Genomic DNA, 13729 nt, shown 5'->3' with positions numbered 1-13729 from the left:
TAAAATAAGAGGAAGCGACCCCTACCCGACGCTGCCCTCGAGGCTTATGCTCAGGAGCTTTTCGGCCTCCACCGCGAACTCGAACGGGAGCTCGCGGAAGACCTCCTTACAGAAGCCGTTTACAATCAGCGAGACCGCGTCCTCGGCCGAGAGACCCCGCTGCTGGCAGTAGAAGATCTGGTCCTCGCCTATCTTGGACGTCGAGGCCTCGTGCTCCATCTGCGCCGTTGAATTCTTTACTTCTATATACGGGAACGTGTGCGCGCCGCACTTGTCACCTATGAGCATCGAGTCGCACTGCGTGTAATTACGTGCGCCCGAGGCGTCCTTGCCGATGTTGACGAGCCCCCTGTACGTGTTCTGCCCGTGGCCGGCCGATATTCCCTTGGATATTATCGTGCTCTTCGTATTTTTTCCTATGTGCACCATTTTGGTCCCGGTATCGGCCTGCTGGCGCTTGTTCGTAAGCGCGACGGAGTAGAACTCGCCGACGGAGTTGTCGCCCTCTAATATGCAGCTCGGGTACTTCCACGTTATCGCGGAGCCGGTTTCGACCTGGGTCCAGGAGATGTGAGACCCGCGGCCGACGCATCTTCCTCTCTTGGTGACGAAGTTATAAATCCCGCCTTCGCCCTGGGCGTTCCCGGGATACCAGTTCTGTATGGTTGAGTATTTTATGGTCGCGTCGTCGTGCGCTATCAGCTCGACTACGGCCGCGTGGAGCTGGTTCTCGTCCCTCTTGGGGGCCGTGCATCCTTCGAGATAGCTGACGTAGCTCCCGGCCTCGGCGATGATGAGCGTCCTTTCGAACTGCCCCGTGTTCTCGGCGTTGATCCTGAAGTACGTCGAAAGCTCCATCGGGCAGCGGACGCCCTTCGGTACGTAGACGAAAGAGCCGTCCGTGAATACGGCCGAGTTGAGCGCGGCGTAGAAGTTGTCGTTACGCGGAACGACGAAGCCGAGGTATTTCTTCACGAGCTCGGGGTGCTCCCTTACGGCCTCGGATATGGAGCAGAATATGACGCCCGCCTCGGCGAGCTTTTCCTTAAACGTCGTTATGACGGATACGCTGTCGAAAACGGCGTCCACAGCCACGCCTGCCAGCATCTTCTGCTCGTCGAGCGGGATGCCGAGCTTGTCGTAGGCGGCCTTGATCTCGGGGTCTATCTCGTCGAGGCTCTTGGGCCCCTCCTTTTTCTTGGGAGCCGCATAGTAGCTTATGTTCTGATAGTCGATGGGGGAAAATTTAACGTTGGCCCAGCGCGGCTCCTTCATGGTGAGCCAGTGCTTATAAGCCTCGAGCCTCCATTCGAGAAGCCATTCGGGCTCTTCCTTTTTGCTCGAAATCAGGCGGATTATATCTTCGTTGAGCCCCCTGGGCGCTATTTCCTGCTCGACGTTCGTGAAGAATCCGTACTTGTATTCCTGCTCCGCAAGCTTTTCGAGGTCAATGCTCATAAAATCACTCCCCTAGTTAATTTTTGCCGTCCCTTCGCCCTTGAGGATATCTTCCAGCGTGGTTTCCTCAAGCAGCTTTATCATGGATACCTGCACCCTGTCCCAGACCGGGAGCTGCGGGCACGATTCGTAGAGGCGGCATACAGAATCCTTTTCCATGCAGTCGACCATTCTTATTTCGCCCTCTATGGCCTCGTATATATCCCTGAGGCTGATTTCGCTCGGGGACTTCCGGAGGGTGTAGCCGCCGTCGGGGCCCACGCTCGATCTTACGAGCCCCTTCTTCACCAGCCTCCGCATGATCTTGGCGAGGTAGTTAAGAGGTATGTACTGCCTCTCCGAAATCTCCCGCATGCTATGCTTCGTCACCGGCGCGTGTCCCATGAAGGTCAAAGACCTGACTGCGTAATCGAGACTTTTCGTAACCTGCATTTTCCTGTCTTGTAATATGGATATCGTGTATCCGGGATATGCTGATTATTACATGGTAAAAATTACCAGATGACAGTTTATGTGTCAATTGCACCCCGGCCCGTGTACCCTTCGTTTAATATAACGGAACCTGCGTTTTATTAAAGGCGGGAGGGGCCCGGGCCGTAAAAAACGTTGACCCGGCCGTAATTTAAGGTAAGATAAATAAGTTTAAGATACACTCGGAATTAGAAATTTATGAGACCGAATTTTTCATTTGTTAAACTGACTCTTTCAAAGTGAAGCGCCTGAAATACCGGTTCTCCACTTGAAAACAAAAACCAATTTCCGGGAGGGAGAAACCATGCCGTTCGAAGTACCTAAACTTCCATATGCATACGATGCGCTCGAGCCTCACATAGACGCGAGGACAATGGATATCCATTATAACAAGCATCATCAGACCTACGTAAACAACCTTAACGCCGCGATCGAGAAGCATCCCGAGCTCGGCGGAAAGAGCGTCGAAGAGCTCGTCGCCAACCTCGACGCGGTGCCCGAGGACATAAGGACAGCCGTCAGGAACAACGGCGGCGGGCATTTGAACCACAGCCTTTTCTGGCCGCTTATGGCCCCGAACGCGGGCGGGAGCCCCTCGGGCGATCTCGCGGCGGCCATAGACAAGGCCTTTGGGAGCCTCGACGCCTTTAAGGCGGAGTTCGCCAAGGCCGCGGCCGGAAGATTCGGAAGCGGTTGGGCGTGGCTCGTCGTGGGCAAGGATGGGAATCTCGCCATCACCTCGACGCCTAACCAGGACAATCCGATCTCGGAGGGGCTTAAGCCTGTACTCGGGCTGGACGTGTGGGAGCACGCCTATTACCTCAACTATCAGAACAGGCGCCCCGATTATATCTCCGCATGGTGGAACGTAGTAAACTGGGAGCAGGCGGCTTCGAACTACGCTTCGTCAAAATAGGTTGAATTAATTTTTGGAATTTGATAGAATTGGCGGTAACCGGAAGGCCGTACAATTTTTGTCAGCCGGGACAAATGTTGGAGAATCTGCGGGCTGACTGAATTTAATAAGTTATATCAAGCTGTTAGCGGAAGAGGATTGTATAACCATAACGCTCTGCTCGACTTGTTCTGTTTTTCAGGGGGTAGTGTAGTTCTCCCTCTCCGAGAGTCCCGCAGGATTACCGGATACCTGCGACGATGAGTAATCGGCGCTCGTATCCCGGGGCCGCATAAACCTCTTGCCAAGGAAGAAATAATGGAGACAAAGTATAACGAGTTCGATGAAAGTGTGTCTGTGGGTGAATATGGTGAATTCGGCCGTGAAGACGACGAAATAACATCCCTCAAATTCAAGGAAGGGTACGAAAACGGGGACGGCCACGAGAATGGCTACGCGGCCGGACGCAGGCGGCAGAAGGAGTCGGACGAGACCCCCGACGAGCAGCTTAGACTTCTATACGTATATTTCAAGGATATGTCGGTTGAGCCTCTTTTCACGGCCCAGGAAGAGGTCGAAATATCCGCCAAGATTAAAAAATGCGAGGCGCGAAGCCGCGAGCTCGAACAGCTCGTCGAGAGGCTCAGCCTCGGGAATCTCAAGGTGCGCATGCCGAAGGGACGGCTTGGCGTCAGGAGCGCGGCCAAGGCGGCGGACATAGAAAAGAGGATAAAGAGCCTTAGCGCGTTCGTGAGGGTTTATTCCGAAAACGCGAAAAGGTACAAACAGAGGTTCGTGAAGGCGAATTTGAGGCTCGTAATCACTATATCCAGGAAATACATGGGAAGGGGTCTCCCGTTATCCGACCTCATCCAGGAAGGAAACATGGGCCTCATGAGGGCCGTCGAAAGGTTCGACCACAGGAAGGGATTTAAATTCTCGACGTATGCGTCGTGGTGGATTCACCAGGCCATTTTACGCGCCCTCCAGGGGCAGACGAGGACGATCAAAGTGCCCGTGTATTTACTGGAGCAGGCCAACCGTGTGTACAAGGTGAATTCACTTCTGGCCAAGAAGCTCGGAAGGAAGCCCACGCCGAAGGAGATAGCGCGTAAATCGGGCATAACGGTCGAGGTGGTGAAACGGATTTTAAGGTCCACGAAGGACGCGATAAGCCTCGACACCCCCATACTCGACGGCGAAAAAACCACCCTCCTCGATTCCATAGCGGACAACGACACCGTAATTCCGGATTCACTCGTAGCCAAATCGGACCTCACCGACAAGCTGAGGCAGGCTCTTACCATGCTCAATCCGAGAGAGGAAGAGATACTCAGGCTCCGGTTCGGGATAGACCAGCACAGCACCTACACACTCGACGAGATAGGACGGAAGTTCAACCTTACCCGCGAGAGGATAAGGCAGATAGAAAAGGCTGCCCTCGGCAAGCTCGCGAGCTCCGAAATAAAAGACCACCTCGAAAGCTTTCTCAGATAAGGGGCCTTCGTGCCGGGCGGGCGCCCGGCCGCATCGCTGCCGGTCTCGGGATTCGTGATCCTGTTGCCGGTGATTTCCGACCGGTCCGGTTAAAACAATTCCCGACGGAGAAGCCGGCCGGCTCCCGGATTTTCACTTCACTCCGATACTAATAAGCGGCGGTCGAAAATACTTTCCGCCGAAGGTTTCTGCCTTCCAGTGGGAAGCCTCGATGCGCCAGTCTAGTTCAGTATTCCGCCTATGAACGCGCCTATGAGAAGGGGGATGACGTTCACCGCGACGAGGACGAACGCGCCCGCGCCCGCTACCATGCCGATGAGCGGCGCGCCTGTGAGGACCGAGGCGAAGAAGAAGAGAAATACGCCCAGGAGTATGGCCGGGAGGAGCGCTGCAATGAGAGCGTTACCGACGCCGCCCGATTTCTTCCCGCCGACTATGCCCGCGATGAGGGGCCCCACGGTCGGCACCCAGAAGAGGAGAATCGAGATAATTACCATCCAGAAGAGTCCCGCCAGTATGCTTCCCTTTTGTTCGCTCGCCATGCTCTGTCCGAACCTCGTTTAAGAAGGATTTAATATTAAAATAGCCAATAAAAATAAAAAGCCCAACCTCCTTCGGAGGACGGGCTTTTCTGTTCATGGTTTATTGTTTCCGGGCCGCCGGTTTAGTCGCATTTGGAGAACCCGCAGGTCCTGCACGTCATGCACCCCGCCTCGAAGGCGAGGGCGCGGTCGCCGCAGTCGGGGCAGCGCTCGAGGTTGAGGTCGGTGACTTTCCTCAGGCCCGCGGTTTCGGCGTAGCCGCCGCTTGAGGGAGCGGGCGCGGAGACGAAGTGCTTCTTCAGCACCGTGGCTATGGCGTCCGGAATGGACATGACGAGCTTGCCCTCGGAGAATACGGGCGAGGAGCCTCCTATCCCTTCGAGCTGCTCGACGACATCCTTTACGCTTATGCCGGAGCGGAGCGCGAGAGAGACGAGTCTGCCCGTCGCCTCGGCGTCGGCCATAGTGGAGTAGCCGGATTTGCCTATCTGAACGAATACCTCGAACGGCCTCCCGTCGTATGTGTTTATCGTGACGTACAGATTCCCGTAGCCCGTTTTAATGACCTCGGTAAAGCCTTCGAGGTATGGGGGCCTCTTTATGGGCTTTATCTCAGGCATTTGGGTTGGACGAGGGGATGAGATGGGGTTGGGGTGATGGGTTTTTTTCATCCCCTCGTCCTGGGTCTGGGTCGGAAGCTTTTTTTCGTCTTTGGATTTCTGCTGGGCGTTGGCCTGGTCTTCGGTGACCAGAATGCCCTCTCTCGAGCCTTCCCTGTAGACGGTGATGCCCTTGCAGCCGAGCTTCCACGCGAGGAAGTAGACCTTCTCCACCTCGTCGAGCGTGATGTTCTCGGGAAGGTTCACAGTGCTGGAAATGCACGAGTCTATGTGCTTCTGTATAGCGGCCTGCATCCGGACCCTCATCTCGGGCTTGATCTGATGCGAGGTCACGAACGTGTCGGGCAGCTCTTTTTCATCCACGATGCCGAATTTCTCGAGGTATTCGCCGACGAGCGGATGATATACCTTGAATTCGCCCTTGGATAGGGATTTCGAGCGCCTGAAATAGGAGAGGGCGAACATCGGCTCGACGCCGCTCGTCGTGCCCGCGAGGACGGAGCCGCTCCCCACGGGGGGGACGGTCAGTATGCAGGCGTTCCTGAGGCCCTGTTTTTTTATCTTGGCCTGGACCCTCTCGTCTACGGACTTTACGAAGGGCAGGTTAATGTGCGTGTCGCGGTCGTAAGCCGGGAAGGTGCCCTTTTCCGTAGCGAGGTCGGAGCTGGCCTCGTACACGGTGTTCTTGATGTGCTCGAACATCTTGTCGGCGAATTCGACCCCCTCGGGCGTGTCGTACTTGATGTTGAGCTTTGCCAGCATGTCGCCGAACCCGGTGAAGCCGACGCCTATACGCCTCGAAAGCGTGGAGGCCTTGGTCTGGAATCCAAGCGGGTGCTTGTGCATGTTATAGTCGAGCACGTTGTCGAGGAATCGGACGGAGTACTTGAATGCCTTTTCGAGCTTCTCCCAGTCTATGGCTGCGTCCTCGGTGAACGCATCCTTTACGAACGGGGAGAGGTTAATGTTGCCGAGGCAGCAGTTGCCGTAGTCCTCGAGGGCCTGCTCGCTGCAGGGGTTTACGCCGTTTACCTCCATGCCGCCGTATTCGGTGGGGGAGTATCTTTTGACGGCGTCCCAGAAGATAACGCCCGGCTCGGCCGACGCCCAGGCGGACTTCACGAGCTTTTCCCAGATGTCGCGTGCGCGTACGGTTTTTACGTATTTTACCTTTTCGTTCTCGAAGGTGAGGTCGAAGTCGGTGTCCTGCTCGACGGCCTCCATGAAGGCGTCTGAAATCTTGATGGAGATGTTGGCGAATTTGACCTTGGACCTTTCGTCGTCGTTCTTTACGTCTATGAATTCGAGTATGTCGGGATGGTCGACGTTAATCGTGATCATGAGCGCGCCGCGCCTTCCCGCCTGGCCTATGGTGCCCGTGGTCGTGGAAAGGAGGTCCATGAACGAAACCGCGCCGGTGGAATAAATAGCCGAATTGTTTACGGGAGAGCCCTTGGGCCGGAGGATGGAGATGTCCGTCCCGACGCCGCCGCCGAAGGAGTACGTACGCGCCGCTTCCTTACACCATTCGAAGATGCCCTCGATGGAATCCTCTTTTATGGGCATGTAGTAGCAGTTAAGAAGCGTCGCGCGCCTGTTCTGCCCGGCACCGAAGAGAATCCTCCCGCCGGGGATGAATTTGAAGCTGGAAAGGAGCCAGAAGAAGTTGTCTTCCCATTCCTTTTTGAGCTCTTTGGATTTTTCGGGGGCAGCTATTTCCCTCGCGACCCTTCGCCACATGTCTTCGGGGGTGTGCTCTACTATTTTGCCGTTTTTGTCGCGGAGGGCGTATTTTTCGTAAAAAACCCTTGCGCGGAGCTCGTCGCCGCCGAAGGCGTCCACTGTTTTTTCGGGTAAGTCCATGATTCCTTCTTTAAACGGGACCTGCTCTTCGGCTTCGTCAGCCTTTTGAGTGAGGATGTCTTCTTCCTGTATGCCCTGTTCGAGGGGAGTTGAGCTGTGGCCGTTTCCGTTGGTCTCTGTGGGGCTGAATTTATCAGAAGCCATTAATAACATCCTCCTTTTAATTTTACTGCTGCTGATCCCGTGCTGATCCCGCGTTTGTATTATATCTTGTACTATGATTCGATTACACCACAATATCTTGTGGGTGTCAAGGCTGTATTTCCGATAGAGTATACACGAAAGCGTCAAAATCGAATAAATACGAAAGGTTAACCTGAGGCAAAAAATTTTTTCGCACAAAAATTTATGGCGGCCAAGGGGTTCTGCCGCAATTTTAAAGCGCGTTTTCAAGCCTTTGGAGGCCGCTTTCGGGGTGATTCCGGGCTGTTTTTCAGAGAAACCGCAGGCTGGAAATAAAGCGTGGATTTCATATTAACATTTCCGGGTTTCGTTTACAAGAACCGGCCCGAAAATCCTGAAAAAGCGGAGGAACCGATCGGCCCGGATCAGTAAAACCGTGAGAATTCGATATACTATGCGGCATGGATAAAACGAAAAATGCGGATGCAGCAAGGCAAAATGCGGTGCTCGAATACTGGTTCGGGGATTTGAAGGATGGTGAAGCGCCGACGGACGAAGTTATCGCGAGGTGGTGGGGGAAAGACCGGGAAACGGACGATTACATCAGGGGAAATTTCGGGCGCGACCTCGAAGAAGCGTCCGCGGGCGGGCTTGCCCGCTGGGAGGAAACCCCGCGCGGGACGCTCGCCCTTATCATCGTCCTCGACCAGTTCTCGCGGAACGTGCACAGGGACGACCCGCGCGCCTTCGCACAGGACGCGCTCGCGCTGGAAACGGCGGTCAGGGGCATCTCGAAAGGGTTCGACAGGGGGCTTCATCCGGTGATGAGGGTCTTCTTCTACATGCCGTTCATGCATTCGGAGGACATGGCGATGCAGGAGAGGTCTCTCGAACTGTTCCGCGGGCTCGAAGACGAATTCGCCCATGTTCCGGACATCGCCGAGATGCTTTCAAGTAACAGGGACTACGCAGAAAGGCATTACGAGATCGTGAAGAGGTTCGGCAGGTACCCCCACAGGAACGGGGTCCTCGGGAGGGCATCCACGCCCGGAGAAATTGAATTCCTGAAGGAGCCGGGGTCTTCTTTCTGAGATTTATCGGCGGCGCGCCGCCTCGTCTTAATCCGAATAGTCGTAGTTGGCTATGACCTTCTCGACCTTGTCTTTGCCGTCGAGTATCATCAGCTCCGCACCCGGGTGCCCGTTCGCCCTCGTGTAGTGGAGAACGATGCTGTTTACGCCGGTGAAGATCCCTATCAGCTCGAACCTGAGGTCGGGAAATGCCGCGAGGCCCTTCTCGAAATAGGCCCTCAGCGCATCCTTGCCGGTTACTACTCCCGATTCGTCTCCGAGCAGTTTTACGACGTTGGGAGACGTGAGCTCGACGACGTCCGAGTAGTGGGACATTATGGAATCGATGTCGTGGCTGTTCCATGCCTCGATCCATTCGAGGGCTATTTCGCGGGCTTTTTCCTGGGAGATCATTCGGGGATATTACCCGGGTTTTCCGACTCGCGCACGCAGAGCAGCGAGCGGGGGCGGAATGTTCGAGGAGGCGCCCTCGACGGGCGCCCCCCTGTTGTCGTTTAGAGCCTGGCTTCTATCTTGCTCAGGATGTAGCGCGATAGCGTTTCGTCGCCGAAGGTCCCCACCCTGATCGTGATTTCGGTCAGGTTGTTACTGACCCTCTTGAGGCTTATCTTGACCGTCTTGTTGTCGGCCGTTTTGGCTTCGAGCTCGCCCGAGACGGCGTCGTGTATCTTGTTTATGACGAGGAACTGAAGCTCGTCGATGGCGCCCTCGGTGGCCCTCCACGCCTTCTCCACGGAAGCTTCTTCGGTGGCCTTGAGCTCGCCTTTAATGTAGGCGACCGTTCCCGCCCCGGCCACCGCCGCGCCTCCCACGGCCGCGGCCGCGAGGCACCCCGTGAGTATGAGCGGCGAGGCCGCGATGAGCAGTAAAAGAATCAGCTTTTGTCTCTTCATGAATTCTTGCCTCCATGGACCAGAAGTATTGTTATGGAACAGCGCGAAATTTATCGGATATTCAATTATATCCGGGGATAGACGATAAAGGCAACTGCAATCGCAGCGGCGATAAAAACGTGCGCGTTAACGGCGCAGGGCGCGTGGAGGAGAATGTCTCGTAAACATCCCGCAGCCACGGTCGAGCCGCGCGGAATAGCGTTTTCCGCCGGTTCGGATCAGCGCCCGCCGAGATTCTTTTTAGTACCCGGGTTTTCAAAAAATGCTTTTTGCAGTAAAAATAAGACAGCGTTCGTTTATGTCCGCCGTCTGAGACATCTCTTAATCCGCCGGATCCCGGCGAGGGATCCTTTTTCCGAAGGGGGTTATTCATGAAGAGGCTCTTTAAAGAGAACCATCTGCTCGCGGGAATTATCGCCGGGGTCATTTTGGGCGGGATCGTCGGCTCGTTTCTTCCCGAGGTCGGGGTCAGCCTGGGCTTTTTGGGGACGATGTTCCTGAACGCGCTCAAGATGATAGTTATACCGCTTATCATCGTATCCATAACCCTCAGCATAATGAGCATCGGGAATCTCGGGAGGCTGGGGCTGAAGACGCTCGCGTATTTCGCGGCTACTACCGGCATCGCGGTGATCATAGGAATATTACTGGTGAATGTGGTTCATCCGGGCTCCGGAACGGCAGTCATGTCCGGGGAGGTGCCGGAGATCGTGAAGTCGAAGGAAGGGATGGGGATCGTCGATATAATTATCGAGGAATTCATCTCGCCCAATCTCTTCAGCTCGGCGGCCGACTTCGATATTCTGCCGCTGATTATAGCATCCGTGCTTTTCGGCGCGGCGTTCTCGAGCCTCGGGAAGGACAAGAAGCTCCTCGTCGATATATTCACGCTCCTCGACAGGGCAATAATGAAGATCGTCCACTGGATCATGATTTTCACTCCCATAGGCATATTCAGCCTGATCGCCGAGCGGATAGGGCGGGCCGGCGGCGGGGACCAGGTCTATCACCTTGCGATGGAGCTCGGGAAGTACGTTTTCTGCGTCGTGTTCGGGCTGTTCCTGCACGGGGTGGTCGTGCTGCCGCTTATATACTATCTCTTCACGAAGAAGAATCCTTTCGAGTTCGCGTCGAAAATGAGCAAGGCCCTTCTCACGGCGTTTTCGACTGCGTCCTCTTCGGCGACTCTCCCGCTCACTATGGAGGCCGTCGTCGAGGAGGCAAAGGTAAGTCCCAGGGTGGGGCGGTTCGTCGTTCCCATGGGGGCGACGATAAACATGGACGGCACCGCACTTTACGAGGCCGTGGCGGCCATATTCATCGCGCAGAGCTTCGGCATAGAGCTGGGAATGTACGAGATGGTGGTAATATTCTTCACCTCCACGCTGGCCGCTACGGGGGCGGCCGGGATACCCGAGGCGGGGCTCGTGACGATGGTGCTCGTGCTCAAGGCCGTAGGGCTGCCGCTCGAAGGCGTCGGCCTCCTTCTCGCGGTGGACTGGCTCCTCGACAGGTTCAGGACGACGGTTAACGTCTGGGGGGACTGCGTCGGGGCAGGGGTCATAGACGTTTCGGAAGGGCACAGGACCGACCCGGACCATGACGAAGCCTGAAAGGGCCGCGGCGGCCGGGGCCCGCGCTAGAGCGACCTGGCTTCGAACGTGTTACAGGCCTCGATGTCTCCCGTGTCGAGCCCCTTCTTGAACCACCTTACGCGCTGTGCGGAGCTGCCGTGCGTGAACGAGTCCGGGGTGACGTGGCCCTGGGACTGCTTCTGGAGCCTGTCGTCGCCTATGCTGCTCGCGGCGTTGAGGCCCTCTTCGATATCACCCTCTTCTAATATCTGTCGCGTCTTGTGGGCGTTGTGCGCCCATACGCCGGCGAAGCAGTCGGCCTGGAGCTCCTGCATGACGGAGAGCCTGTTCGCTTCGGTTTGGCTGGACCTTTGCTGCGCCTTGTAGACCTGGTCCGAAATGCCGAGGAGGTTCTGCACGTGGTGGCCGACCTCGTGTGCTATGACGTAGGCCTGTGCGAAGTCGCCGGGCGCGTCGTACCTGTTCTTGAGGTCCCTGTAGAAAGTGAGGTCGATGTAGACCTTCTGGTCCCCCGGGCAGTAGAAGGGGCCGACGGCCGACTGCGCATAGCCGCAGGCCGATTCCACGGCGCCTGAAAAAAGGACCAGAGTCGGCTCGCGGTATGTACCGTTATACTGTGTGAAGATCTCCGTCCAGGTGTCCTCAGTGTCGGCCAGGACTACCGACACGAAGTCGGCGAGCTCCTGGTCCTGCTCGGACACGGGCTGCTGCTCGTAGTAAGAAGACTGGTCCACCCCCGTCGACGATATGTCACTCAGGAGCTTTACCGGGTCGGCGCCCAGAAGGACGGCGATAACGAGGATAACGATCAATCCGAGCCCCCCGCCGGCGGCTTTCCGGCCCCCGAGCCTGACGCCCCTCCTGTCCTCGACGTTGGTGCTCCTGCGGCCCATTCTCCATCTCATGGCTTATACCCCCCGAAGTCGGCTTAGAGTTCAAAAATTAACATATTTTGAGGGCCCGGGCCACAGGATATTCTGATATAATCATGACGGGCCGGACACATGAAAACCAAGGCGCTTTTATCGTGGAGCGGGGGCAAGGACTGCGCAGCCGCGCTCGCCGGGGTGCTCGCCGAAGGAAGGCTCGACGTGGCCGCGCTCGTGACGACCGTTACTGCCGGGTACGGGAGGATCAGCATGCACGGGGTGAGGACCGTGCTCCTCCAGGGGCAGGCGCGGGCGCTCGGGATTCCGCTGGAAGAGATAGTTATACCCCGGGCGGCGTCTAACGAGGCGTACGAGGCCGCGCTCGAAGGCGTTCTCCTCCGGTACAGGGGCGCTATACCGACGGTCGTTTACGGCGATATCTTCCTCCGGGACGTGAGGGAATACCGGGAGCGGCATTTGCGGAGGCTCGAATTCGAATGTGAATTTCCGCTGTGGGGAATGGATACGGGAAAGCTCGCGCGGGAATTTATCGAATCGGGATGGAGAGCCGTCGTCGTGTGCGTGGACGGCGAGGCGCTCGGCGGGGAGTTTGCCGGAAGGGAGTATGACCGTGACTTTCTCACCGACCTCCCGGACGACGTCGATCCCTGTGGGGAGAACGGCGAATTCCACACGTTCGTCTACGACGGGCCGATATTCGGCCGGAGTGTGGAGTTCGAAAGGGGCGAGGTCGTAAAGAGGGACGGCAGGTTTTATTTCTGCGACCTTCTGCCGGCCCCGGCGAAATGAAATATTCCCCCTCAGACCTCGATTATTATCTTGTGCGAGTGGGGTTTCAGCTTCTTTAAGAACTTGTCCGTGAGCATGGAATCGGGGACGTTCCGGAGGACGACCGTAGAGCTGAACATCCTCGCCGTCTCTATTATCTCGTCCATGCCGCCTTCGTATTCCGACGCGTCTATGGAGACGCCGAAGCCTATATGCATGAGCTCGACCGCTTTCGATTGTTTTTCTTCTTTCATATGCACCGCCTCGTTTTTAGGACTTAATAATGTATCGGGATTTAAAAAAAGAAAAGCCCGGTTAGATTATTTTCGGCGGGGTGTGACATGAGGGGTGTGACATGAAGAGAAGGCCGGAGCCGGAGCTCATGACCGGAGCGGAGCAGGTGGCCGCATACGGGAACGCGGATTTCGAGGAGCCGCATTCGCATTTCGTGAATCTCCTCCTCGAATGCATGCCGGAGGGTAAGGATGTCGTGAGGGTGCTCGACCTCGGATGCGGGGCGGGCGACATCACGTTCAGAATAGCCGCCGCCTTTCCGGATGCGCCGGTCGATGCCGTGGACGGCTCGGCCGAGATGCTGAAATTCGCCTCGGGGCTTCTCGAACGAAAGCCCGGGCTTTCGGGCAGAGTGAGATTCATCCGGAGCATGATAGGGGATTTCGAGCCCGGGGGTGAATACGGGCTCGTAGTAAGCAACAGCCTCCTTCACCACCTCCCCGACCCCGCCGTTTTCTGGGACGCGGCGAAGCGATTCTCCTCGCCGGGGACTTTCCTCTTCGTCATGGACCTCCACCGCCCGGAAAGCGAGCGAGAGGCGAGGAGGCTCACGGAGCTTTATGCTTCGACCGAGCCCGAAGTCCTCCAGAGGGATTTTTATAACTCGCTCCTGGCCGCGTTCGACGCGGGGGAGGTGAGGGCGCAGCTCGAATCGTCGGGTCTCTCGCACCTGCAAACGGAGCTCGTGAGCGACAGGCATTTTATCGTGTACGGCATCCCCCTATGATA

At 56.5% G+C, this 13729-nt stretch carries 14 protein-coding genes; 6 read left to right on the top strand and 8 right to left on the bottom strand.

Annotation, left to right across the window (positions count from 1 at the left end; translation table 11 throughout):
- Positions 1–21 precede the first annotated feature (21 nt).
- Together sufB and PKC29_08500 are read right to left on the bottom strand one after the other, a co-directional pair.
- Positions 22–1458: a Fe-S cluster assembly protein SufB gene (sufB, locus tag PKC29_08505; GenBank protein ID HML95452.1), complete on the bottom strand. Its 1437-nt coding sequence runs from the start codon at positions 1456–1458 to the stop codon at positions 22–24.
- A 12-nt stretch (positions 1459–1470) separates the two neighbouring features.
- Complete coding sequence (locus PKC29_08500; protein ID HML95451.1) at positions 1471–1890, bottom strand: Rrf2 family transcriptional regulator; 420 nt, start codon at positions 1888–1890, stop codon at positions 1471–1473.
- Between the two features lie 343 nt (positions 1891–2233).
- Here PKC29_08500 and PKC29_08495 point away from each other — a divergent pair, with 343 nt between their 5' ends.
- Both PKC29_08495 and PKC29_08490 read left to right on the top strand, forming a co-directional pair.
- Entirely contained in the window at positions 2234–2845 is a 612-nt protein-coding gene (locus tag PKC29_08495; GenBank protein ID HML95450.1) for a superoxide dismutase, read from the top strand.
- A 297-nt stretch (positions 2846–3142) separates the two neighbouring features.
- Positions 3143–4321, top strand: a complete 1179-nt coding sequence (locus PKC29_08490) for an RNA polymerase sigma factor RpoD/SigA (GenBank protein HML95449.1) — start codon at positions 3143–3145, stop codon at positions 4319–4321.
- A 221-nt stretch (positions 4322–4542) separates the two neighbouring features.
- Here the strand turns inward: PKC29_08490 and PKC29_08485 are convergent, their stop codons facing one another.
- Positions 4543–4863 carry a hypothetical protein gene (locus tag PKC29_08485; GenBank protein ID HML95448.1) on the bottom strand — a complete coding sequence of 107 codons (321 nt, stop codon included), beginning with the start codon at positions 4861–4863 and terminating at the stop codon, positions 4543–4545.
- A gap of 122 nt (positions 4864–4985) precedes the next feature.
- Entirely contained in the window at positions 4986–7490 is a 2505-nt protein-coding gene (locus PKC29_08480) for an adenosylcobalamin-dependent ribonucleoside-diphosphate reductase (GenBank protein HML95447.1), read from the bottom strand.
- Between the two features lie 440 nt (positions 7491–7930).
- Between PKC29_08480 and PKC29_08475 the strand changes: the two genes are divergently transcribed.
- A complete protein-coding gene (locus PKC29_08475; GenBank protein HML95446.1) occupies positions 7931–8560 on the top strand; it encodes a DUF924 family protein in 630 nt (209 codons plus the stop codon).
- Positions 8561–8587: 27 nt separating this feature from the next.
- Here the strand turns inward: PKC29_08475 and PKC29_08470 are convergent, their stop codons facing one another.
- Both PKC29_08470 and PKC29_08465 read right to left on the bottom strand, forming a co-directional pair.
- Positions 8588–8953, bottom strand: a complete 366-nt coding sequence (locus PKC29_08470) for a nuclear transport factor 2 family protein (GenBank protein HML95445.1) — start codon at positions 8951–8953, stop codon at positions 8588–8590.
- A gap of 101 nt (positions 8954–9054) precedes the next feature.
- A complete protein-coding gene (locus PKC29_08465) occupies positions 9055–9453 on the bottom strand; it encodes a DUF3568 family protein (GenBank protein HML95444.1) in 399 nt (132 codons plus the stop codon).
- A 371-nt stretch (positions 9454–9824) separates the two neighbouring features.
- Between PKC29_08465 and PKC29_08460 the strand changes: the two genes are divergently transcribed.
- The gene (locus PKC29_08460) at positions 9825–11066 is read left to right on the top strand and encodes a dicarboxylate/amino acid:cation symporter (GenBank protein ID HML95443.1); all 1242 of its coding nucleotides are present in this window, start codon (positions 9825–9827) and stop codon (positions 11064–11066) included.
- A gap of 26 nt (positions 11067–11092) precedes the next feature.
- Here the strand turns inward: PKC29_08460 and PKC29_08455 are convergent, their stop codons facing one another.
- Positions 11093–11953 (bottom strand): neutral zinc metallopeptidase, encoded by an 861-nt coding sequence (locus tag PKC29_08455; GenBank protein ID HML95442.1) that lies wholly within the window; start codon positions 11951–11953, stop codon positions 11093–11095.
- Positions 11954–12052: 99 nt separating this feature from the next.
- Here PKC29_08455 and PKC29_08450 point away from each other — a divergent pair, with 99 nt between their 5' ends.
- Positions 12053–12727 (top strand): adenine nucleotide alpha hydrolase, encoded by a 675-nt coding sequence (locus tag PKC29_08450; GenBank protein HML95441.1) that lies wholly within the window; start codon positions 12053–12055, stop codon positions 12725–12727.
- 11 nt (positions 12728–12738) lie between these two features.
- Here PKC29_08450 and PKC29_08445 read toward each other — a convergent pair whose 3' ends face one another.
- Positions 12739–12960: a hypothetical protein gene (locus tag PKC29_08445; protein ID HML95440.1), complete on the bottom strand. Its 222-nt coding sequence runs from the start codon at positions 12958–12960 to the stop codon at positions 12739–12741.
- A gap of 101 nt (positions 12961–13061) precedes the next feature.
- Between PKC29_08445 and PKC29_08440 the strand changes: the two genes are divergently transcribed.
- The gene (locus tag PKC29_08440) at positions 13062–13727 is read left to right on the top strand and encodes a class I SAM-dependent methyltransferase (GenBank protein HML95439.1); all 666 of its coding nucleotides are present in this window, start codon (positions 13062–13064) and stop codon (positions 13725–13727) included.
- Positions 13728–13729 lie beyond the last annotated feature (2 nt).

The sequence above is a fragment of the Thermodesulfobacteriota bacterium genome (genome assembly GCA_035325995.1).
Taxonomy (GTDB): domain Bacteria; phylum Desulfobacterota_D; class UBA1144; order Nemesobacterales; family UBA2774; genus JADLGH01.
This window is presented reverse-complemented; position numbering and strand designations above follow the sequence as displayed.

What these genes read in the sequence shown, in the direction of transcription:
- sufB (HML95452.1), bottom strand. Translation starts at nt 1,458, where the DNA reads ATGAGCATTGACCTCGAAAAGCTTGCGGAGCAGGAATACAAGTACGGA.
- PKC29_08500 (HML95451.1), bottom strand. Translation starts at nt 1,890, where the DNA reads ATGCAGGTTACGAAAAGTCTCGATTACGCAGTCAGGTCTTTGACCTTC.
- PKC29_08495 (HML95450.1), top strand. Translation starts at nt 2,234, where the DNA reads ATGCCGTTCGAAGTACCTAAACTTCCATATGCATACGATGCGCTCGAG.
- PKC29_08490 (HML95449.1), top strand. Translation starts at nt 3,143, where the DNA reads ATGGAGACAAAGTATAACGAGTTCGATGAAAGTGTGTCTGTGGGTGAA.
- PKC29_08485 (HML95448.1), bottom strand. Translation starts at nt 4,863, where the DNA reads ATGGCGAGCGAACAAAAGGGAAGCATACTGGCGGGACTCTTCTGGATG.
- PKC29_08480 (HML95447.1), bottom strand. Translation starts at nt 7,490, where the DNA reads ATGGCTTCTGATAAATTCAGCCCCACAGAGACCAACGGAAACGGCCAC.
- PKC29_08475 (HML95446.1), top strand. Translation starts at nt 7,931, where the DNA reads ATGGATAAAACGAAAAATGCGGATGCAGCAAGGCAAAATGCGGTGCTC.
- PKC29_08470 (HML95445.1), bottom strand. Translation starts at nt 8,953, where the DNA reads ATGATCTCCCAGGAAAAAGCCCGCGAAATAGCCCTCGAATGGATCGAG.
- PKC29_08465 (HML95444.1), bottom strand. Translation starts at nt 9,453, where the DNA reads ATGAAGAGACAAAAGCTGATTCTTTTACTGCTCATCGCGGCCTCGCCG.
- PKC29_08460 (HML95443.1), top strand. Translation starts at nt 9,825, where the DNA reads ATGAAGAGGCTCTTTAAAGAGAACCATCTGCTCGCGGGAATTATCGCC.
- PKC29_08455 (HML95442.1), bottom strand. Translation starts at nt 11,953, where the DNA reads ATGAGATGGAGAATGGGCCGCAGGAGCACCAACGTCGAGGACAGGAGG.
- PKC29_08450 (HML95441.1), top strand. Translation starts at nt 12,053, where the DNA reads ATGAAAACCAAGGCGCTTTTATCGTGGAGCGGGGGCAAGGACTGCGCA.
- PKC29_08445 (HML95440.1), bottom strand. Translation starts at nt 12,960, where the DNA reads ATGAAAGAAGAAAAACAATCGAAAGCGGTCGAGCTCATGCATATAGGC.
- PKC29_08440 (HML95439.1), top strand. Translation starts at nt 13,062, where the DNA reads ATGAAGAGAAGGCCGGAGCCGGAGCTCATGACCGGAGCGGAGCAGGTG.